Source organism: Agrobacterium leguminum (assembly GCF_005144435.2).
In the GTDB taxonomy this organism is placed as follows: Bacteria; Pseudomonadota; Alphaproteobacteria; order Rhizobiales; family Rhizobiaceae; genus Agrobacterium; species Agrobacterium leguminum.
This window is the reverse complement of the sequence record NZ_CP120212.1, coordinates 1,436,484-1,456,119: the sequence shown is the minus strand read 5'-3', so window position 1 is coordinate 1,456,119 and position 19,636 is coordinate 1,436,484. Positions and strand designations below refer to the sequence as shown.

The 19,636-nt window shown below is 61.8% G+C and carries 19 protein-coding genes; 10 read left to right on the top strand and 9 right to left on the bottom strand.

From position 1 onward, the window contains the following. Positions 1-27: 27 nt before the first annotated feature. Positions 28-696: a pseudouridine synthase gene (locus tag CFBP4996_RS21320; RefSeq protein WP_080853886.1), complete on the top strand. Its 669-nt coding sequence runs from the start codon at positions 28-30 to the stop codon at positions 694-696. Between the two features lie 8 nt (positions 697-704). Continuing rightward, entirely contained in the window at positions 705-1,331 is a 627-nt protein-coding gene (locus CFBP4996_RS21315; protein ID WP_080853887.1) for a class I SAM-dependent methyltransferase, read from the top strand. On the opposite strand, the gene CFBP4996_RS21310 is transcribed toward CFBP4996_RS21315, so the two are convergent. Beyond that, positions 1,332-1,517 (bottom strand): hypothetical protein, encoded by a 186-nt coding sequence (locus CFBP4996_RS21310; RefSeq protein WP_003508485.1) that lies wholly within the window; start codon positions 1,515-1,517, stop codon positions 1,332-1,334. It abuts the gene before it with no gap. A gap of 185 nt (positions 1,518-1,702) precedes the next feature. Between CFBP4996_RS21310 and CFBP4996_RS21305 the strand changes: the two genes are divergently transcribed. Together CFBP4996_RS21305 and CFBP4996_RS21300 are read left to right on the top strand one after the other, a co-directional pair. Continuing rightward, positions 1,703-2,929: a PQQ-dependent sugar dehydrogenase gene (locus CFBP4996_RS21305; RefSeq protein WP_080853888.1), complete on the top strand. Its 1,227-nt coding sequence runs from the start codon at positions 1,703-1,705 to the stop codon at positions 2,927-2,929. A gap of 104 nt (positions 2,930-3,033) precedes the next feature. Further along, entirely contained in the window at positions 3,034-4,050 is a 1,017-nt protein-coding gene (locus tag CFBP4996_RS21300) for a DNA topoisomerase IB (RefSeq protein WP_080853889.1), read from the top strand. A 3-nt stretch (positions 4,051-4,053) separates the two neighbouring features. On the opposite strand, the gene CFBP4996_RS21295 is transcribed toward CFBP4996_RS21300, so the two are convergent. Together CFBP4996_RS21295 and CFBP4996_RS21290 are read right to left on the bottom strand one after the other, a co-directional pair. Continuing rightward, on the bottom strand, positions 4,054-4,776 hold the full coding sequence (locus CFBP4996_RS21295; protein WP_003522116.1) for a response regulator transcription factor: 723 nt from the start codon (positions 4,774-4,776) through the stop codon (positions 4,054-4,056). Position 4,777: 1 nt separating this feature from the next. Next, complete coding sequence (locus CFBP4996_RS21290) at positions 4,778-6,013, bottom strand: GAF domain-containing sensor histidine kinase (protein ID WP_080853890.1); 1,236 nt, start codon at positions 6,011-6,013, stop codon at positions 4,778-4,780. A gap of 304 nt (positions 6,014-6,317) precedes the next feature. On the opposite strand from CFBP4996_RS21290, the gene CFBP4996_RS21285 reads away from it, so the two are divergent. The 6 genes from CFBP4996_RS21285 to recX all read left to right on the top strand — a co-directional run bounded on the left by CFBP4996_RS21285 (position 6,318) and on the right by recX (position 12,410). After that, positions 6,318-7,334, top strand: a complete 1,017-nt coding sequence (locus CFBP4996_RS21285; RefSeq protein WP_003522114.1) for an ABC transporter substrate-binding protein — start codon at positions 6,318-6,320, stop codon at positions 7,332-7,334. A gap of 111 nt (positions 7,335-7,445) precedes the next feature. After that, entirely contained in the window at positions 7,446-8,909 is a 1,464-nt protein-coding gene (locus CFBP4996_RS21280) for an ATP-binding cassette domain-containing protein (protein ID WP_080853891.1), read from the top strand. Continuing rightward, entirely contained in the window at positions 8,906-9,847 is a 942-nt protein-coding gene (locus CFBP4996_RS21275; protein WP_080853892.1) for an ABC transporter permease, read from the top strand. The genes CFBP4996_RS21280 and CFBP4996_RS21275 overlap by 4 nt, the downstream gene beginning before the upstream one ends. Beyond that, positions 9,844-10,791, top strand: a complete 948-nt coding sequence (locus CFBP4996_RS21270) for an ABC transporter permease (protein WP_003522111.1) — start codon at positions 9,844-9,846, stop codon at positions 10,789-10,791. Before CFBP4996_RS21275 ends, CFBP4996_RS21270 begins: the two co-directional genes overlap by 4 nt. A gap of 35 nt (positions 10,792-10,826) precedes the next feature. Next, on the top strand, positions 10,827-11,747 hold the full coding sequence (locus tag CFBP4996_RS21265) for an SMP-30/gluconolactonase/LRE family protein (RefSeq protein WP_080853893.1): 921 nt from the start codon (positions 10,827-10,829) through the stop codon (positions 11,745-11,747). Between the two features lie 72 nt (positions 11,748-11,819). Next, the gene (gene recX, locus CFBP4996_RS21260; protein WP_121490318.1) at positions 11,820-12,410 is read left to right on the top strand and encodes a recombination regulator RecX; all 591 of its coding nucleotides are present in this window, start codon (positions 11,820-11,822) and stop codon (positions 12,408-12,410) included. A gap of 3 nt (positions 12,411-12,413) precedes the next feature. Here the strand turns inward: recX and CFBP4996_RS21255 are convergent, their stop codons facing one another. The 6 genes from CFBP4996_RS21255 to CFBP4996_RS21230 form a co-directional block, all read right to left on the bottom strand. Further along, positions 12,414-12,812, bottom strand: a complete 399-nt coding sequence (locus tag CFBP4996_RS21255) for a c-type cytochrome (RefSeq protein ID WP_162936047.1) — start codon at positions 12,810-12,812, stop codon at positions 12,414-12,416. 95 nt (positions 12,813-12,907) lie between these two features. Continuing rightward, a complete protein-coding gene (locus CFBP4996_RS21250) occupies positions 12,908-13,435 on the bottom strand; it encodes a DUF992 domain-containing protein (RefSeq protein ID WP_003522107.1) in 528 nt (175 codons plus the stop codon). 248 nt (positions 13,436-13,683) lie between these two features. Next, on the bottom strand, positions 13,684-14,493 hold the full coding sequence (locus CFBP4996_RS21245; protein ID WP_080853895.1) for an ATP-binding cassette domain-containing protein: 810 nt from the start codon (positions 14,491-14,493) through the stop codon (positions 13,684-13,686). 34 nt (positions 14,494-14,527) lie between these two features. Continuing rightward, complete coding sequence (fhuB, locus tag CFBP4996_RS21240; RefSeq protein WP_080853896.1) at positions 14,528-16,492, bottom strand: Fe(3+)-hydroxamate ABC transporter permease FhuB; 1,965 nt, start codon at positions 16,490-16,492, stop codon at positions 14,528-14,530. Next, positions 16,489-17,391, bottom strand: a complete 903-nt coding sequence (locus CFBP4996_RS21235; RefSeq protein WP_162936048.1) for an iron-siderophore ABC transporter substrate-binding protein — start codon at positions 17,389-17,391, stop codon at positions 16,489-16,491. The genes fhuB and CFBP4996_RS21235 overlap by 4 nt, the downstream gene beginning before the upstream one ends. A 28-nt stretch (positions 17,392-17,419) precedes the next feature. Continuing rightward, complete coding sequence (locus CFBP4996_RS21230) at positions 17,420-19,582, bottom strand: TonB-dependent siderophore receptor (RefSeq protein ID WP_162936049.1); 2,163 nt, start codon at positions 19,580-19,582, stop codon at positions 17,420-17,422. Positions 19,583-19,636: the final 54 nt, after the last annotated feature.

The following is a 19,636-nucleotide window of genomic DNA, read 5'->3' as shown; positions in this document are numbered from 1 at the left end:
ATGCGTAATTCGTGCTAAGGAAGCGACATGTCATCCGAGCTTTCCAACCCCGTCTATCATCCGCCACTCGACCCCTGGCTCACCATCGTGCACCGCGACGACGATCTGCTGGTGCTCGACAAGCCAAGCGGGCTTTTATCGGTGCCGGGGCGCGATCCGGCGCTTTCGGACAGCCTGATGACGCGGGTGCAGAAACAGTTCCCGAAAGCGCTGATGATCAACCGTCTGGACAAGGACACGTCAGGCATTGTGCTGATGTCCCTGAACCGCAAGGCGCATGCGGCGATTGCGTCGCAGTTTGAAAACCGTCAGACACGCAAATCCTATATCGCCATTGTCTGGGGAGAGGTCGCCGGAGAAGCGGGAGAAGTGGACCTGCCGCTCGCCATTGATCCCGAAAACAAGCCACGCCACCGGGTCGACCACGAAAACGGCAAGCCGGCGCAGAGCCTTTGGCGGGTGCTGGAGCGATTGCCGCTTCCGGCAACGCGGCTGGCGCTGACCCCCCTCACCGGCCGCACCCACCAATTGCGTGTGCATATGAAGGCGCTCGGCCACCCCATTCTCGGCGATGAATTTTATGCCGAGGGCGAAGCGCTTGCCGCCGCGCCGCGCCTGATGCTGCATGCGCAGGAGGTCGGGTTCCGCCATCCGGATGGCCGGGACGTCACCTATACCGTGCCCTGCCCCTTCTGAGGCCTGCGATGAAAGAAAAAGACGAAAGCTTCGTAGTAGATTTTGTCGGCGGTGCAGTTGGCCACCGTTTCCGCTCCGGCGAGGGGCGCGGACAGGCCCTGCCGAAAGCCGCGGGTTTCACAAAGGGCCGCACGCCAAAGATCGTGGATGCGACCGCAGGCCTCGGGCGCGACGCTTTTCTGCTGGCCTCACTGGGAGCGGAAGTGACCCTCATCGAACGCTCGCCGGGAATGCATGCCCATCTTGCGGACGGCATTCGCCGCGCATTGGAGGCTGGGGGCGCCTATGCCGAGGCGGCAGCACGCATGACGCTTCTTCACGGAGATTCACGCCAGTTGCTGAAAGAGCTTTCACCGGAGGTGGTGATTGTCGACCCCATGCATCCGCCGCGCCACAACACGGCGCTGGTGAAAAAGGAGATGCGGGTGCTGAGGGAACTGGTTGGCTCCGACCCGGATCAGGTGGAGCTAATGGAGGCTGCGCTGGAGAATGCGACGAAGCGGGTGGTTCTGAAATGGCCCCTGCGCGCCGAGCCGATGCCGGGCATTCGCAAGCCTTCGCATCAGATAATGGGCAAGAACACCCGTTATGATGTCTTCATGATATTCGGAAAATCTATCGACCCGGAGGAATGATCAACGGAAACTCGGCTTGCGCTGCGCATTCATCAGAAGCTCGTGCCGCGAGGCGAACTCGCCGAACAGCTTTCGGAGCCGGGTTTCCTCGGCCTTGTCCAGCCGGTAACGCCTGCAGAATTCCGCAACGTTGAGGATCGGCTTGGTTCTGTTCCCGTCTATGGTCTTGTTGTCGATGATCTGCATGGCGCCCTCCTTGTAACAAAGGGGAAAACGTGACCGCAGGCCGTCGGTTCCTTATGAATTCGCATGGATGAGAAAAGAGCGTGCCGCCTGCACACGGAGTGATCAAGTTTTCTTGAAACTATCGCAGGAAACGAAATCCTCCCCAAATGGTTCTCTGCCTGACGTAAACGAAGGAAGGGAGACCCATGTTCCATAACAACCGATTTCTGAGTTCGACGATCCTGTGTGCGTTGCTCGCCGTGCCGCTTGCCGGCGTTGCGCAGGCCCAGGCCCCGGCCGCCGAAACGAAACGGCCGAATGCGCCGGATCAGAAACCGGCTTTTGAGGGTCAGACCCGCGCGCCACAGGCCGCCACCCAGCCAAGCGTCGAAAAAACCGTGATCGCGGATGGCCTGCCGCATCTGTGGTCGATGGAGTTTCTGCCCGATGGCCGCATGATCGTCGCAGCCAAGGAAGGCGCCATCCATATCGTCGCCGACGGCAAGGCCGGCCCGGCGATCGCGGGCGTGCCGGAGGTGGCATCCGACGGACAGGGCGGACTTCTCGACATCGCGCTGGCTCCTGATTTCGAAACATCGCGCACCATCTTCTTCTCCTTCTCCGAACCGCGCGATGGCGGCAACGGCACGTCGGTAGCCTCGGCGAAACTGACCGAGGAGGGAGGCGCGGCAAAGCTGGACAATGTCGCGGTGATTTTCCGCCAGATGCCGACCTATGACGGCGACAAGCATTTCGGCTCCCGCCTCGTCTTCGGACCGAACAAAGAGCTTTACGTCACCGTCGGCGAGCGTTCCGACTCAAAGCCGCGCGTGCAGGCGCAGGACCTGTCGAGCGGGCTCGGCAAGGTCTTCCGCATCGATACACAGGGCAAGGCCTTTGAACGCAATCCTTTCGCCAACCAACAAAACGCCCTCCCCGAAATCTGGAGCTATGGCCACCGCAACCTGCAGGCGGCAGCGCTGGACGGAGAAGGCAGGCTCTGGACCGTGGAACACGGCCCGCGCGGCGGCGATGAGCTGAACATGCCGAAAGCCGGCCTGAACTACGGCTGGCCGGTCATCACCTATGGCGTCGAATATAGCGGAAGGTCGGTTGGCGAAGGCGTTACCGCAAAGGAAGGCATGGAACAGCCGGTTTATTATTGGGATCCGGTCATCGGCCCCTCCGGCATGGCCTATTATGACGGCGACCAGATTCCCGAATGGAAGGGCGCTTTCATTGTCGGCGGTCTGGTAAGTCAGGGTCTCGTCATCCTGCATATCGATGGCGACAGGGTCGCCATCGAAAGCCGGCTACCGCTGGAAGCGCGCATTCGCGACGTGAAGGTCGGTCCGGACGGCGCGATCTATGCCGTGACCGAAGAGCGCGGCGGCGGTGAATCGCAGATTCTGCGGATCGCCAAGGCCGGCTGATTAAAAAGGCCGGCTGAGAAAACTCACGATTGGAACGACAGGCCGCCGGAACGAAGGCGGCCTGTTTTTCGTTTGCCGCAGCGTGAAACCTGCCGGAAAAAACCATGCCACAGCCGCCCACCCGCCTTCTTGCCAAAATCGGACTTGCCTATGTCAACGATCAGGAGCCGGGTATTGCCCGCGAGAAACGCGGACGCGGTTTCTGTTACCGTCTGCCGGGCGGCGAACTTCTGTCCGACAGCGTCGAACTGAAGCGCATCAAAGCGCTCGGCGTGCCGCCCGCCTATAAGGACGTGTGGATCTGCATCGACCCCGCCGGCCATCTGCAGGCTACGGGTTTCGATGCCCGCGGGCGAAAACAATATCGTTATCATCCCGACTGGCACGCGCTCCGGGGCGAGACGAAATTCTTCCAGCTGAAAAGCTTCGGCAGGGCGCTGCCCGCCATCCGCCGCCGCGCCATCGCCGATATAGAAAAACAGGATCATGGGCCGGAAATGACGCTCGCGGCGCTCACACTGCTGCTCGATGCCGCCTATCTGCGCGTCGGCAACCGCTCCTATCTCGAAACCAACGGCACCTATGGTGCAACGACATTGCTCAAGCGGCACGTCTCCTTCGGTGAAACCATCGAGCTGCGGTTTGCCGCCAAGGGCGGGCAGAAGGTGAAACGACAATTGCGCCACCCCCGCCTTCAGAAAATCCTCGAGGAGATCGCCGATCTGCCCGGCAAGGAACTCTTCGTCTGGCAGGATAGTGAAAACCGCGTGCATTCGGTCGATTCCAGCGACCTTAACGCTTACCTCTCCCGCATCGGCGGGCAAGGCATTTCCGCCAAGACCTTTCGTACCTGGGGCGGAACGCTCGCCGCCTTCTGCAACGCCATGGAACATGTGGCGGCGGGCGACAAGCCGAGCATGAAGGGCATGTGCGAGGCAGCGGCGGCGGAGCTTTCCAACACGCCCGCCATCTGCCGCAAGAGCTATGTGCACCCGGCCGTCCTCGATATCGCGACGGAAGAGAAAGCGCAGAAAAAGCTTGGCCGCATCTTGAAAGTCGGGGCAAAGCCCGTCTCCGGCCTCAGGGCGGATGAAAGACGGCTGCTTGCCTTCCTGCCCTGAGGATCAGCGGCTGCCCGCCCATTCCGCCAGCTCCCGCTCGGCTCTTTCCAGCGCGCTGTAATTCAGCAGCTTGCGCAGGAAAGCGACGGTAACAGCGCGGGTTCTGAGATTATACCGGCCTTCCGCCTCGTCATCGCCGGCGGCCTGATGCACATTCAGCTTCTCATAGAGGCTTTGCAGCCGGTTCTGCACGCTGCGCAGCGACAGGTTACGGCGGCGGGCAATCGCCTTGTCGGTAAGCCCTAGCGCGACATCGACAAGGATTTCATATTCGGAATCGGTAAAGCCATGCGCCTTGCCGAGGCTCTTTTCCTGCAGGCCGCGCACTTCCCGGTCGATCACGCATTGCGCCTCGATGAAGATGCTGCGCAGCGCCAGCCGCAGGCGGTCATCGGAGGCGGATTTCAGCACGTAGCCATAGGCGGCCCCTTCCGGCACGATGCGGGAAACACCGCGCACATAGGCCTCGTCGGAATAGTTGGACCAGAACAGGATGCGGGTATCCGGCCTTTCCTTCCAGATGGTGCGCGCCGCCTCGATGCCGTTGCGCTCGTTCATCTGCAAATCCATGACGATATGGGCGGCCCGGTTTTCCCGCGCGAGCTTTTCGCCGGTTCTGCCGTTTGCCGCCTCCAGCACCTTGTCGCATTCCGGCAGCGCGGCACGCACCGCCTCGTTCAGATAGGCGCGGTGCAGCGCATCGTCCTCGACGATCAGCACGTCCATGTCACAACTCCTCCCGCCGGTCGCAAGCGCCTGCCGGCAACGTCACCGTGATGCGGGTTCCCGCTCCCGTGCCATTGCGGCCAATATCGAATCTCGCCGAGATCAGCCGCGCCCGCGTCTTCATATTGCCGATGCCGAGGCCGCCGGAGGCCCCGCCTTCGCCGCCGCCGCTGCCATCGTCGCTGACCGTCACCCGCAACCCGCCGTCGATTGCGGTCAGTTTCACGGCAATCGCTTCGGGCTGGGCATGGCGAATGGCATTGTTCACCGCCTCCTGCACGATGCGGAACAGCGAGATGGCCACCGTCTTGTCCAGCCTTTCCACCAGCCCGTCCGTCTCATCCGTCACCGACCAGTCGATTGCCGACCCGCTGTCGCGCACGGAGCGGTCCACATAGGTCTCGATGGCTTCAACGACACCGAACAATTGCAGGATCGAAGGTTTCGCCTCCTCGATGATCTCGCGCAGATCCTGCATGCAATGCTGCAGGCTGCGCACCACCGGCTCCAGCATCTCGCCTGACAGGTCGGGGGTATGGCTCATGCGCTCGATGCGCCGCGCCAACCGCGTCAGGTCCGCCAGCGTCTGGTCGTGCAAATCCATGCCGATGCGCTGCCGTTCGGCCTCCAGCGCCTCGGTCAATTGCAGCGCGCCTAAACGCAGGCCCTCCTCGCGGGCATTGGCGCGCGCCTCCTCGATGGCGGAGCGTTTGGCCTGCTCGGCGGCGCGGATGGCGTAGAAATAGGGCGCCAGCAAATCTGCGACCGCGCGGGCATTCGCCACATCCTCCATCGTATAGGCGTCCGACCGGTGGGAGGAGCAACTCAGCGCGCCGATAATGTCGCCATGCACCTTCATCGGCACATGCAGGCGGCTATGCAGGTTAAGTTCGATGATCGGGCTTGAAAACGACCCTTCGAAATGAAAGCGCGGATCGGAACAGGCGTCGCCGCTCAAGAGGTATTCCACCTCGCCTGACAGCAGTGTCCGGATCGGACTACCGGTCAAAAGGGCGGGCGGCTGCCGGCTCCAGGCGCTGACGAGGCCGCTCTCATAGGCAATGTGATATTTGTCATCCAGCTGCTTGATGCAGACATCCATATGGTCATGCGGGATGATGTGGCTGATCTCGGTGGCGACCGCCTGGATGATGGCATTAAATTCGAGCTGCCCGGCAAGCAGCCGCGAAATGCCCATATAATGATGAAAAAGAGCGCTTTTCGGCGTATCCAGCATGTGCGGACGCCCTCCCAAGCGCCTGCCTTCGACCATCGCGGCGAAGCTTCAACCCCTAGGGCGCCGCATCATTCATTCTGCGCCCGGCAGCGGCGTTTCGTCCTGCGGGTTCCCGCATGCTTTCTGCGGGAACCCGCAGGAAGATTGCCGCGATCCGCCTATACAAGCCAAATCTTCTTGGTCATTCTCGCTTCTACTGGGGAAAGGAGCTCCAGTGCAAAGGAATTCCACCTGCCGCCGAGGAGATTTGCGGCCTGCGAGAATTCCGGGCTCGAAAAGGGCAAGCCACGAGGGAGGAAATCAAATGGCTTTCAGGAAGATGCTTCTGGCATCGGCCGCTGTCGCATGCGCAGCTTTGCCGATCACCGCTCATGCCGATACGTCGGCCAAAAAAATCGCGCTTTCAAACAATTATGCCGGTAATTCCTGGCGTCAGGCAATGCTGACGAGCTGGGACAAGATCACCAAGCAGGCGGTTGCCGACAAACAGGTCGCCGCCGCTGACGCCTTCACGACTGCCGAAAACCAGGCAACCGAACAGGCCGCACAGATCCAGAACCTCATTCTTCAGGGTTACGACGCCATCGTCATCAACGCCGCTTCGCCGACCGCGCTTAACGGCGCGGTGAAGGAAGCCTGCGATGCCGGCATCACCGTCGTATCATTCGACGGCATCGTCACCGAGCCCTGCGCATGGCGCATCGCGGTCGATTTCAAGGCGATGGGCGAAAGCCAGATCGACTATCTCGCCAAGGCCATGCCGAAGGGTGGAAACCTGCTTGAAATCCGTGGCCTTGCGGGCGTTTCAGTGGATGATGAAATCCACGCCGGCATCGCCGCCGGCGTCGCCAAGAACCCGCAGTTCAAGATCGTCGGTTCCGTCAATGGCGACTGGGCACAGGACGTCGCGCAGCGCGCCGTCGCCGGCATTCTGCCGAGCCTTCCCGAAGTCGCGGCTGTCGTGACGCAGGGCGGCGACGGTTATGGCGCGGCACAGGCTTTCGCCGCCGCCAAGCGCCCGACACCCACCATCGTCATGGGCAACCGTGAAGACGAGCTGCAATGGTGGAAGCAGCAGAAGGATGCAAGCGGTTACGAGACCATGTCCGTCTCCATCGCGCCCGGCGTCTCGACGCTGGCTTTCTGGGTGGCGCAGCAAATCCTCGACGGCAAGGATGTGAAGAAGGACCTGACCGTACCCTTCCTGCGCATCGACCAGGCCAATCTCGAGGAAAACCTGAAGACGACCCAGAAGGGCGGCGTGGCGAATGTGGAATATTCACAGGAAGACGCCCAGAAGGCCATCGCATCGGCCAAATAGGCCGGATCGGCCCAGAGCCTGGCTATTGCGGCGCTCCCGGAACGGGCGCCGCAATAGCCACCATATTATCCGATTTTCACATCACTTTTCACATCACTGGCGTAGTTGCTCATGAATGACATCATCGAGGCGGAAGAAGTCGTCGCTGCGCGCGGCGTAAAGGTCGTGTTCGGCGCGGTAAGGGCGCTGGATGGGGCCGATCTCGTCATCCGCGCTGGGGAATGCCTCGGGCTCGTCGGCCATAACGGCGCGGGAAAGTCCACCATTGTCAACGTCATCAATGGCGGGCTGACGCCGCATGAGGGTTCCGTTTCCTATGGCGGCAACGAAAACCGCCACGGCATTGCCGCCGCGCGCGCGAACGGCGTTCGCTGCGTGTTTCAGGAACTGTCGCTCTGCCCGAACCTGACGATCAGCGAAAATGTCCGCATCATGCATGCCGCCACGGGCGGGCGAAACTGGCGCGGCCGTGCGCTGACGACGATCCGCCAGACACTGGATGAAATTTTCCCCGGCCACGGCATCGATTGCGAACTGACCATCGCTGAACTTTCCATCGCCGAACGGCAAATGGTGGAAATCGCCATCAATTTCTGCCGCATACCGCACGCGCCGAGACTGGTGATCCTCGATGAGCCAACGTCCTCGCTCGATGCCGGTCTTGCCGAGCAGCTGATGGATTATGTCCGCCGTTTCGTGCGTGAGGGCGGCTCGGTTCTGCTGATCTCGCATATTCTCGGCGAAATTCTTTCGACGGCCACCCGTATCGTGGTGATGAAGGATGGCCGGGTGGTGGCCGACCGGAAGGCCGCCGACTTCACCACCCGCTCGCTGGTTGAGGCCATGGGCAGCGTCGTCAAGGAACAGGACAGGCGGCGGGGTGAAAGCCGCAAGGCAGGCGAGAAGGTGCTTTCCATGCCGGCACGCCGGGGCGAAGGCCTTGCCTTCGAAGCCTTTCGCGGCGAAATCGTCGGCCTTGCCGGTCTCGGCGGCCATGGCCAGACCGAAGCGCTTCTCGATCTTTATCTTGCCCGCAACAATAGCTGGCTGCCCGCGCGCAAGACCGATATCGCCTTCGTGGCGGGCGACCGCAGCCTGAACGGCACCTTCCCGCTGTGGAGCATCCTCAAAAACCTGTCCATCGCCTCGCTCAGGGATATTTCAGCCGCAGGCATGGTGGACAGAGCCAAGGAAACCGAGCTTGGGGCGCAATGGAAAAAGCGCATCGAAATCCGCACGCCCGACATGGGCAACAAGATCCTTTCGCTCTCCGGCGGCAACCAGCAGAAGGTGCTTTTCGCCCGTGCGCTTGCCACCACCGCCAGCACGGTTTTGATGGACGACCCGATGCGCGGCGTCGATATCGGCACCAAACAGGAGGTCTATGACATCTTGAGAACCGAAGCCTCCCACGGCCGCACCTTCATCTGGTACTCCACCGAAATGGACGAAATCCGCCTCTGCGACCGGGTCTATGTGTTCCGCGACGGCACCATCCAGGCGGAACTCGTCGGCGACGATATTACCGAGCAGAATGTGCTGGCGGCCTCCTTTGCCGGAGAAGACCACGCATGAAACTCTCGGCAAACGCGCTCCGCCTCATCATTCCCGCCGCCTCGCTCGCCTTCCTGCTCGCCGCCGTCTTCTACATGCAGCCGCGCGCCATGAGCTATACGGGCATGAACCTGCTGTTCAATCTGGCCGTGCCGATTGCGCTCGCCACCATTGCGCAGATGCTGATCATGTCGGTCAACGATCTCGATCTGTCGATGGGCACCTTCGTCAGTTTCTGCGCCTGCGTGACCGCCACTTTCCTGCAGACCACGCCCATCCTCGGCACTGCGATTTTTGCCGGTGCGATTGCGGTTTATGCACTGCTTGGCGCCATCATCCATATCCGCGCCCTGCCCTCCATCGTGGTCACGCTCGGCATGAGTTTCGTCTGGGGCGGCCTCGCCGTCCTTATTCTTCCCTCGCCCGGCGGCCAGGCCCCCGCCTTCATCCGGGAGCTGATGACGGCAAAACCGCCTTTCGTGCCGATCGCCATCGTCGCCAGCATCCTGATCGCTGTCGTCGCCCATTATATCGTCATGCGCTCTTCCTTCGGCGTGCTTATGCGCGGCGTCGGCGGCAATTTCCGCTCGGTCGAGCGCTCCGGCTGGTCGGTCGTCGGCATCCGCGCCGCCACCTTTGCGCTGGCCGGTTTCTTCGCGGTGCTGTCCGGTATCGCCCTTGTCGGGCTGACGACATCGGCCGACGCCAACATCGCGCTGCGTTACACGCTGCTCTCGATTGCCGGCGTCATTCTCGGCGGCGGTGAATTCGTCGGCGGAAGGGTATCGCCCATCGGCGCCGTCATCGGCGCGCTGACGCTGACGCTCGCCGGTTCGTTCCTCTCCTTCATGCGCATTTCGCCGGACTGGCAGATCGGCGCGCAGGGGGCGATCCTCATCATCGTGCTGGCGCTGCGCATTCTGCTCAACCGTCTTGAAAAACGGGAGAAAAACCAATGAACGGGCTCTCTTCCCTCACCAGAAAACCATGGATATGGTCCTTTGCCGCAACGGCGGTCGTCTGGATTGTCACCGTGCTCTTCACCGGCGGCGCAAGCTCCTTCGGCCTGTCGCATGCCGCACTCACCTTCGCAGCCTTTTCGGTCATCGTCGGCATCGGCCAGATGTTCGTCATCACGCTCGGACCGGGCAATATCGACCTCTGCGTTCCCGCCACGATGACGCTGTCGGGGACGCTGGCGCTCAAATTCATGGATGTGTCCGACGGACTTATCCTGCCCGGACTGCTGATCGCCATCCTGATCGGCATCGCCATCGGCATCGGCAATTATGCGCTGATCAAGCTCCTGCGCATCCCGCCGATCATCGCGACGCTCTCCATGAGCTTCATCGTGCAATCCATCGCCATCTGGTCGAACCGCGGCCTGCGCATCAAGCCGCCGGAAACATTGGCCACATTCGCCACGTCAAGTTTCTTCGGCATTCCGAATGTCGCCCTCGTGGCCCTGCTGCTCTCGGTCATCGCCTGGCTGCTGCTCGACCGCTCGTTTTACGGACGCTGGATTTCCGCCATCGGTCAGAGCACCTTCGCCGCCCGCATGACCGGCATTCCGGTGGACGGTGCACGCTTCGTCACCTATGTGCTCTGCGCGGTGCTGGCGGCGATTGCCGGTTATCTGCTCGCCAGCTTTTCCGGAGGTGCTGCGCTCAATATGGGCTCGGAATATCTGCTGATGTCCATTGCCGTCGTCGTCATCGGCGGAACGGCGGTGGCGGGCGGCGATTCCAATGTGCCCGGCATCTGGGGCGCTTCGCTCTTCATGTTCCTGGTGGTTTCGATGCTGAATACCTACGGTTTCGGCGCCGGCATCCGCCTCATCCTCACCGGCCTCATCATCATCTCCGTCATTCTTCTGGCAAGCGGCCCCAAGGCCACGCGCTGAACCCATAACGACAAGCCCCCAAGCGGACCACGCTCATGACCACAGACAAGACCTCCCCTTACGAAATCCACGACGACCGCTTCCGCCATCTGATCGTCGGCAATGCCGAGCTGGAAGAGCTCTATTCCGGCTGCCGCTGGGCCGAAGGCCCGGTGTGGTTTGCCGATCTGAATTGCCTGCTGTTCAGCGATATTCCGAATGAGCGCATGTTACGCTGGGTGCCGGACGGCGGGATCTCGGTATTCCGCCAGCCCTCCAACTTCACCAACGGCAATACCCGCGACCGGCAGGGACGGCTCGTTTCCTGCGAACATGGCGGGCGCCGCGTCACCCGTACCGAAGTGGACGGCTCGATTACGGTTCTTGCCGACAGCTACGGCGGCAAGCGGCTGAACTCACCCAATGACGTGGTGGTGAAATCCGATGGCAGCGTCTGGTTCACCGACCCGACCTACGGCATTCTGTCCGATTACGAGGGCTACAAGGCGGAACCCGAACAGAAGACGCGCAATGTCTACCGGCTCGATTCCGCAACCGGAAAGATCGACATCGTCATTGACGACTTCGTGCAGCCGAACGGGCTTGCGTTTTCGCCTGATGAGACGAAGCTCTACGTCGCGGACAGTTCTTACAGCCACGATGTCTCCCGCCCGCGCCATATCCGCGTCTTCGACGTGGTGGACGGCGCGAAGCTCACCAACGGCCGGGAATTCTGCAATCTCGACAATGGCCTGCCGGACGGTTTCCGCCTGGATACGGCCGGCAACCTGTGGACCAGCGCCGGCGATGGCGTTCACTGCTTTTCCCCCGAAGGTACGCTCCTCGGCAAGATCAAGGTGCCGCAGACGGTCGCGAACCTCACCTTCGGCGGCCCGAAAAAGAACCGCCTGTTCATCACCGCGACGAAATCGCTTTATTCGGTCTATGTCGCCGCAACCGGCGCGCAAACACCGTGAGCTACTGAAAAACCGGAGGAAACGGGACGGGAAGGAACTGGCAAGACGGCTTCACCGCGCTATAAAAGCGGAATGAATGACGATTCCAGCCCCTTCCTGACCGACGACATGGCCGAAGACGGCGACGCACCGGCCATCGAGCCCACCAGCCGCATGCTTTCCTGGGCGCGCAATTCCGCTCTTTACCGGCTGGAACAGCGGATGATGACGGAAAAGCAGCTGCGCGACGCCATCATGCGCAAGGCGCGGGAAAAATTCGAGGATATCAGCCCGGCGCAGATCAGGGCGCTCGGGGAATTTGCCGTAACCTTCGCTTATGGCATCAAGGCGCTCGACGACACGGCTTTCGCGGAAATTACCGTGCGGAGCGGCCAGCGCAGCGGCAAATCGAAACGCGGGCTCGCGCAAAAACTTCAGGTCAAGGGTATCGCCCGGGAAACGGCTGCGGTCGCGTTGCAGGAAACAAACGATCTCGTCGCGGCCGTCATCTTCGCGCGCAAGCGTGCCTTCGGGCCGTTTCGCCGTGTCGAACTGGACGAGAAGCGCAATGCCAGGGAATTTTCCGCCTTCGCCCGCAACGGCTTCAGCTTCGATATCGGCGCGAAAGTCATGGCGATGACCTTCGAAGAAGCCGAAGAGATTATCGCTGAAGCGCCGCTCTGACCGCTATTGCGGCATGGGATGCGTTTTCAGATAGGCGATCAGATCCGCTATATCGGTTTCGCTCCACAGCCCGAAAAAGCGCATCGCATTTCCCGGTATCGCCTTTTTCGGGCTGGCGATGAATTTTTGCAGTTCCTCCTCCGACCACACCCGGCCAGCCGCGCCGGCATCCTTCAGCGCCTGCGAATAGTGGCCGTAATCGGTCACGGAAGCCATCGGCCTGCCGACGACACCCATCAGATGCGGCCCCATGCGGGTGCGTGGCGTGTCGACGCTGTGACAGGTGGAACAGCGGCTGAAGACCTTCTCCCCATGGGCCGCATCGCCCTCGGCAAAAGCGGCTGTCGCCAAAAGGAAAGAACAGGCGGTAACCGCCGCGACACTTCTGAATGTGGAAATCATGGCCCGGATAATACAACGCCCTCTCCGTCTGACAACGAAGAGGGCGTGTTTTGAGATGCGACAGAATGCCCGGCCGGGGCCGGGCACTTTGCCGATCAGTTCATGGCCGTGAGCGTCACGGAGGTGCCGGTGGCGGCGAGGTTGAGACCAACCTGACCCGTCACGCTGACCGTCTGCAGCTGGATGGAGCCGGACGTACCGCCAACGAGAACGTTGGTGCCGACGCCGAGACCGACGGTGACTTCAGCCGTTGCGCCCTGATAAAGGCCACCGAGCGAACCGCGGTGGTAACCGGCGGTCGGGGCGAAAACGGCCCAGACCAGACGGCCCTGCGTGGTGAAACCGAGGTCGACACCCATCTTGCGGATGGCGCCGGTGTAATGGTCGGTGCGACGGGCGCCCATGGTAGACTGGAAGGTGCAATCCAGTTCCTTGGCCGAGCCGAGAACGTAACCGACGCCGCCGCCGATATCGCAGGTGAGGTAACCGATCTTGACGCCGTTGCGATCGTCCTGCTCCTGCGGAGCCGGCTCATATCTTGCAAGGTCGGCAGCGAGGGCGGATGCGGTTCCGCCGAGGCCCATCGTCAATGCGGCAAAAGTTACGGCAACAGCCTTTTTCATCTGATTTTCTCCTGTTTTATTCCTACCCGCAGCAGCCCTTCTTGCCCTCTCCGGATATTGAATTCCGCACTGTTAACGTTTGTTCCCTGAAATCGATCCAAAACAACTTAATTGGAGGCGATGAAAGCGGAACGGTTAACAATGTCTGATGGCGGTAGGATGCCATTAAGACATTGTTAGGGCGGGAAATGCGTGCGGAATCGCCATCAACAGCCAGCGTTGCCGGCCGTTGTTTTGCTGCAACAACCTCAAAGCGGCAGGGCGACGGGAAAGCCGGTGGCGGCATGGGTCATGACATCCATGCGAACGCCATAGATGCGCTGCAGCGTCTCCGGCGTCATGATCTCCTGCGGCGTTCCCCGTGCAATCAGCTGACCGGAATGAAGCGCAACGATCTCATCGCAGAACCGTGCCGCCATGTTGACGTCGTGCAGCACGACGATGACGCCGAGACCCTTTTCGCGCGACAATCTCTGCACCAGCGAAAGCACCTCGATCTGGTGCGCCATGTCGAGTGCGGAGATGGGTTCGTCGAGAAGCAGGCTTTCGGCATTCTGGGCCACCAGCATGGCAAGCCACACGCGCTGGCGCTCGCCGCCCGAAAGCGTATCCACCAGCCGGTCGCGGAAGACGACAGTGTCGGTGAGTTCGATGGCTTCGTCCACTTTCTCCTGATCGGCTTTGGTGAACTGCCCAAGCGCGCCGTGCCAGGGATAACGGCCGAGCGCCACCAGTTCCTTGGCCAGCATGCCGGAGGCGGCCGGCGTATATTGCGGCAGATAGGCGAGCTTTCGCGCAAATTCACGATTGCCCCATGCGCCGAGCGCCTTACCTTCGAATGAGACCCTGCCCGCCGTCGGCTCCTGAATCCGTGCGAGAATCTTGAGCAGCGTGGATTTTCCCGAACCGTTATGGCCGATCAGGCCGATGGTCTTGCCGGTCGCAAAATTGGCCGTCAGCGGCTGCAGCAATGTCCTGCCCGGCACCTCCATGGTCACGCCGCCGAGAGAAAAAAGCGGAATATCGTCATAATCGACGGCAAGTGCTGCCTGACCCATGGTTCTCATCTCCGTACATCGTTCAAAAAATTCATCATCGCCTGCCTGAAAGCCAGATCAGATAGGGCGCGCCGGCAAGCGCCGCAAAAAGCCCGAGCGGCAGTTCATAAGGAAAGGTGACTGTCCGTGCGCCAAGATCGGAAAGCGCCATCAACACCGCGCCGAACAGGAAGGAGGCGAAGAGATGGTCGCGCGGCGTGGTGAAACCGGCGCGAAGCGCAATATGCGGCGCCATCAATCCGACGAAACTCAACGGACCGACGAGAAGCGAGGCGGCCCCGGTGGCAATGCCCGCCACCGCGATGACGGCGATGCGCGCCGCGCCGAGCGGCAGGCCGAGGGAGAGCGGCACATCCCGCCCGAGCGGCAGGATCGTCAGCCAGCGCGTGACCGATAGCGCGCCCGCCAGCAGCACGATGGAAAGAATGGCGAGAAAGATCGCCGAAGCCGGCGTCGCCGTCGAACCCGAGCCGCTGAGCCAGGCGAGGATCTGCCATGCCCGCTGGTCGCCAATGGCAAGCAGCGCCGAGAGAACGGCCGAGCAGAGCGAACTGATGGCAATGCCCGCGAGCAGGATTTTTTCCGGCGCGAGGTGCCGGCGCATGGAAAACAGCAGGACGAGGATCATGACGGCCGCAGAGCCGATGCCGGCGCCGCAAAACAGTTCGAAAAGACCGGCGGCCGGAAAAATCGTGATGGCGGCGGCAAAACCGAGGCCTGCACCGCCGCTGACGCCGATCACTTCCGGGCTTGCCATGGGATTGCCGGTAAGCCGCTGGAGAAGCGCTCCCGCCATGGCCAGAAGACCGCCTGCGGCCACGGCCGCCACCAGCCGCGGCCAGCGGAACGGCAGCAGGCTTTGCAGATCGTCAGCCTTCAGCACCGTCCAGCCATCGGGCCCCTTGCCGATGGCGAGCGCTGCAAAAACCAGCCCCGCCATGACGGCCAGTACCGGCAGCAGGGCCGTAAGCCGGCGTCTTGTCGCCAGCTCGACGCCTTCACCGCGATGCACATCGGTCGGCCGGATTTTCGGCAGCAGCCACAAAAGCAACGGGCCGCCGATCAGGGCCGTTACCGCGCCGGTCGGAAAAACTTCGGCGGTCGTGCTTGCCAGAAGCTGCACGAGACCGTCGCAGAACCACAGCAGCAGACCGCCCAGAAGCGGGGAAACCAGGAGCACCGAAGACGAACGCCGCACACCGAGCGCCCGGGTGAGCGCAGGTGCTGCAAGGCCGATGAAGCTGACGAGGCCGACCGCCGAAGCAACGAAGGCGGCCAGCATGACCGCGACGGCGGCGACCGCCAGCCTGATCGAAAACAGCGAGACGCCGAGCGATCGCGCACCGGCATCGCCGAGACCGAGGACCGTCAGCGGCTTAATCAGCAGGCCGGTCAGAACGAGCCCGGCAACAAGCTGAAACGCGAGAGACAAGGCGTTCGACCAGTCCTGCTGGCTGAGTGAGCCGCCGTTCCAGACGACCAGCGACATCAGATATTCGCCCTGCGCCAAGGTCAGCGCGGCGGAAACGGACGCGGCGGTGATGCCCACCAACAGCCCCGACACCACCATGGTCACCGGCTCGAAGGAGCGTCGCCAGCCGAGAAGAAACACGATGCCGGCCGCACCGGCAGCGCCAACGAGCGCAACAAAAGCGCGGTTGCCATCCAGCACCGAGGGAAAGAACAGCGTGGCGATGACAATGGCCAGTTGCGCGCCGGCCGAGATGCCGAGCGTCGAAGGGTCGGCAATCGAATTGCGCAGCAATTGCTGGAACAACGCGCCCGACAGGCCGAGCATCGCCCCCGCCAGAATGGCGACCGCCACGCGCGGCATCAGGCTGAAGGCGAAAATCACCTGATCCATCGACATGGTGGCGGCATCGAACGGCAGGCCGGGCCATGCACCGAAAGGCAGCGGCAACAGCCCGGCATGCAGGGAAAGCCCGCAGGCCAGAACGAACAGCAGCCCGAAGAAAAGCTGGAGAGGCCGCGCCGTCACAGGGCTTCTCCCTGCGCCGAGAGCGCTTCGGCCAGAAGCCGCGCAAAGCGCATGCCGGCGGTGATGCCGCCATAGGGACCGACATTGCCGAGCGTGACCACCCGGTTTTCCCGCACGGCAGGCAGCGCGCGCCATATGGCGCTGCTGCGCAAGGTTTCCCGCGCCTCGACCGGAATATCGGAGACGATGACGATGCGCGCATCGGGCGAAGCGGCGAGGTTTTCAAGCGGCACCGGGGCCGCGAAGGTGAATTGCGAACGATCCACCCAGGCATTGGCGAGCCCCAGCCGGGCAAGAACATCCCCGAACATGCTGTCCGCACCGAAAGCGCGAAAATGCCGGGCGTCGCCGATATTGATCACATAGGTCGGCCGCGCCGCAAAACCGGCAAGGCGGGTCCGCATGGCTTGCAGCGCCGCTTCCGTTTCGCCCAGCACCCTGCGCGCCTCGTCTGCCCTGCCGAGCTTGTCACCAAGGGCGGAGACCGCCGCCAGCGCCTTTGCGAAAGGCGGTTCGCCCTTCACGTAAAAGGGCAGCGAGAAGACCGGGGCGATCGCTTCCAGCCTGCCGGTATAGCGGGTGTAGAAGGGCGAAATCAGAATGAGATCGGGCCGGGTCAGTTGCAGAAGCTCGAAATTCGGCGCACCGCGCAGGCCGAGATCGGCGACGGTTGCAGGGATTTCCGGCTCGACCGCATCCACCCGGAACTGGATGAGCTCGGTCGCCGCCACCGGCATGACGCCGAGCGCAACGGCGGTTTCCAGCATGGCCCAGTCGATGGCGGCAAGGCGTGGCGTGACCGCCGCGCGCGCCTTGCCAGCAAGAGCCGAAGCAGCGAGCAGGCCTAAAAATTCCCGCCGCCCCCAAAGGGGGGACATCCATCGATCCTTGCGCGTCATGCCCCTGCTGCTTCACTTTGATATGGCGTCACCAACGATAGGTCAGCTTGCCCATAACCGTTCTTCCGTCACCGTAATAGCATCCGAAAGTGGAGCAACTAGAAATATATTCTTTATCAGTCAAGTTTTGCACCAGAAGCGAGGCGCGGTAGCCGTTTTTCTCGTAATGCACGCCGAGATCGAGCAGGGCGAGGCCCTTCATCTCGAAGGTATTGGCGGCATCGCCATAGCGTTTTCCGACATAACGCACACCGCCGCCGATGCCGAAACCCTCAAGGGCGGTATCTTCCGGGAAAGTGTAATCCAGCCAGAGGCTTGCGGCGTGCCGGGGCGTGCTGTCCAGCTCCTCGCCGTTGTTCACACGGCCGGAGACCTCGCTGTCCATGTAGGTATAGGCCGCGCGCAGGTCGAGCCCGTCGGCAAGGCTTGCGACGCCTTCAAGCTCGAGGCCTTTCACATGCGCCTCGTCAATCTGCTGCGTCACGCCGCCCACCGTCGTCGTGACGTTTTTCTGTGTCAGATCGTAGACCGCGGCGGAGAAGAAACCGTCGAAACCCTCGGGCTGGTATTTGACGCCCGCTTCCCATTGTTCGCCGGTGGTCGGTTTCGGTGCATCGCCGACAGCCGGCTGCGGCACCGGCTCGAAGGAGGTCGCGTAGCTGACATAGGGCGCGATGCCGCCATCGAACAGATAGCTGACGCCGACGCGGCCGGTCAGCTTGTGATCGTCCTTGTCGAGCGAGCGGTAGGTGGTGCCGTTGAAGGTCGTGCCGCTGGTGCTTGCCCAGTCCTGCCGCAGGCCGGCGGTGACGCGCCAGTTCTCGAAAGCCATCTCGTCCTGCGCATAAAGGCCGATCTGGGAAATATCCGTCTTCACATCGGCATAAAGTGTGCGCGAGGTGAGGCTGATCGGCCCGCCATAGACCGGATTGACGGGATTGAGCGGCGTCGCGGCCCAGAATTCGGTTTTGACGTTATTGTCGAAATAACGGTAGTCCAGCCCGACAAGCAGGGTGTGGTCGATCGGCCCCGTGGAGAACTCCGCCTGCAGGCTGTTGTCGATGTTGAAAGTGTTCAGCAGCTCGTCCTGAAACGTCGCATTGCGGCGGATGAGATTGCCGATCATGCCACTATTGGTCGAAGACATGCCGAGCGCGCGGTAGGACCAGTCGAAATTGGAATAACGCGCATTCTGCCGGAAGGTGAAGGTCTCGTCGAAACGGTGCTCGAATTCATAACCAATATTGGTGAATTTGCGGCTCGACGTATCGAAGGACGGATCGCCGACATAAAAGCTGCGGTCCAGCATATTGCCGGGTCTGAGATAGGTCAGCGCCGGTGGCAAGCCGGAGGGCGAACTCGGATTGTCGTGCTGATAGGAGGCAAGAACCGTCAGCTTCGTATCCTCGTCCGGTTGCCAGGTCAGCGCCGGTGCGATGAAATAACGGTCGTTCTGCAAGTTGTCCGTCTGGGCATGGGCGTTGCGCGCAAGGCCTGTCAGGCGATAGGCGAAACTGTCGCTATCCGCCACCGGGCCGCCAATATCGAACATCGACTGGTAATAGTCGAAGCTGCCGATCTGCACACCGACTTCGCCGAACCGTTCGAAGGTCGGCCGCTTGCTGATGAGATTGATGAGGCCGCCGGGATTGCCCTGGCCGAAAAGAACGGAAGCAGGCCCGCGAATGACTTCCACGCGCTCCAGACCGTAAACCTCATAGGAGGGCGCACCGGCGGTACGCATCAGCCGCAGGCCGTTCAGGAACTGCAACTGGTTTCCCTGGAACCCGCGAATGCGCGGCGCATCGAAACGCGGATCCGCCCCAAACGGCTGCGCGACGACACCCGGAACATAATTCAGCGCCTCGCTGAGATTGCGAACGTTCTGAGCATCCATCTGGTCCTTGGTGATGACGGATACGGATTGCGGCGTCTCGATCAGGGATCGCCCCGTCTTGGTGGCGCTGGCGCTGGTTTTCGCCACATAGCCCTTCACGGGCGCCTTGGGATCCTGATTTTTGGCGCCCTCCACGGTGATGGTCTGCAGCACCGTCGTACCGGCCTCCTGCGCAAAGGCGGAAGCCGGGGCCAAAAAGGCCACATAAGCGACGACGGCGCAACCGCCAGCCAGAATGGAAATGTGTTTGGTTTTTCCCTGCACCCCAAGACCCTTCATCACCCGCGCCACCATAAGGCGGCATTTTTCTGGAGAATTTAAGTCATCTTATTACGCAAGGGACGGATT

What these genes read in the sequence shown, in the direction of transcription:
- CFBP4996_RS21320 (WP_080853886.1), top strand. Translation starts at nt 28, where the DNA reads ATGTCATCCGAGCTTTCCAACCCCGTCTATCATCCGCCACTCGACCCC.
- CFBP4996_RS21315 (WP_080853887.1), top strand. Translation starts at nt 705, where the DNA reads ATGAAAGAAAAAGACGAAAGCTTCGTAGTAGATTTTGTCGGCGGTGCA.
- CFBP4996_RS21310 (WP_003508485.1), bottom strand. Translation starts at nt 1,517, where the DNA reads ATGCAGATCATCGACAACAAGACCATAGACGGGAACAGAACCAAGCCG.
- CFBP4996_RS21305 (WP_080853888.1), top strand. Translation starts at nt 1,703, where the DNA reads ATGTTCCATAACAACCGATTTCTGAGTTCGACGATCCTGTGTGCGTTG.
- CFBP4996_RS21300 (WP_080853889.1), top strand. Translation starts at nt 3,034, where the DNA reads ATGCCACAGCCGCCCACCCGCCTTCTTGCCAAAATCGGACTTGCCTAT.
- CFBP4996_RS21295 (WP_003522116.1), bottom strand. Translation starts at nt 4,776, where the DNA reads ATGGACGTGCTGATCGTCGAGGACGATGCGCTGCACCGCGCCTATCTG.
- CFBP4996_RS21290 (WP_080853890.1), bottom strand. Translation starts at nt 6,013, where the DNA reads ATGCTGGATACGCCGAAAAGCGCTCTTTTTCATCATTATATGGGCATT.
- CFBP4996_RS21285 (WP_003522114.1), top strand. Translation starts at nt 6,318, where the DNA reads ATGGCTTTCAGGAAGATGCTTCTGGCATCGGCCGCTGTCGCATGCGCA.
- CFBP4996_RS21280 (WP_080853891.1), top strand. Translation starts at nt 7,446, where the DNA reads ATGAATGACATCATCGAGGCGGAAGAAGTCGTCGCTGCGCGCGGCGTA.
- CFBP4996_RS21275 (WP_080853892.1), top strand. Translation starts at nt 8,906, where the DNA reads ATGAAACTCTCGGCAAACGCGCTCCGCCTCATCATTCCCGCCGCCTCG.
- CFBP4996_RS21270 (WP_003522111.1), top strand. Translation starts at nt 9,844, where the DNA reads ATGAACGGGCTCTCTTCCCTCACCAGAAAACCATGGATATGGTCCTTT.
- CFBP4996_RS21265 (WP_080853893.1), top strand. Translation starts at nt 10,827, where the DNA reads ATGACCACAGACAAGACCTCCCCTTACGAAATCCACGACGACCGCTTC.
- recX (WP_121490318.1), top strand. Translation starts at nt 11,820, where the DNA reads ATGAATGACGATTCCAGCCCCTTCCTGACCGACGACATGGCCGAAGAC.
- CFBP4996_RS21255 (WP_162936047.1), bottom strand. Translation starts at nt 12,812, where the DNA reads ATGATTTCCACATTCAGAAGTGTCGCGGCGGTTACCGCCTGTTCTTTC.
- CFBP4996_RS21250 (WP_003522107.1), bottom strand. Translation starts at nt 13,435, where the DNA reads ATGAAAAAGGCTGTTGCCGTAACTTTTGCCGCATTGACGATGGGCCTC.
- CFBP4996_RS21245 (WP_080853895.1), bottom strand. Translation starts at nt 14,493, where the DNA reads ATGGGTCAGGCAGCACTTGCCGTCGATTATGACGATATTCCGCTTTTT.
- CFBP4996_RS21235 (WP_162936048.1), bottom strand. Translation starts at nt 17,391, where the DNA reads ATGACGCGCAAGGATCGATGGATGTCCCCCCTTTGGGGGCGGCGGGAA.
- CFBP4996_RS21230 (WP_162936049.1), bottom strand. Translation starts at nt 19,582, where the DNA reads ATGGTGGCGCGGGTGATGAAGGGTCTTGGGGTGCAGGGAAAAACCAAA.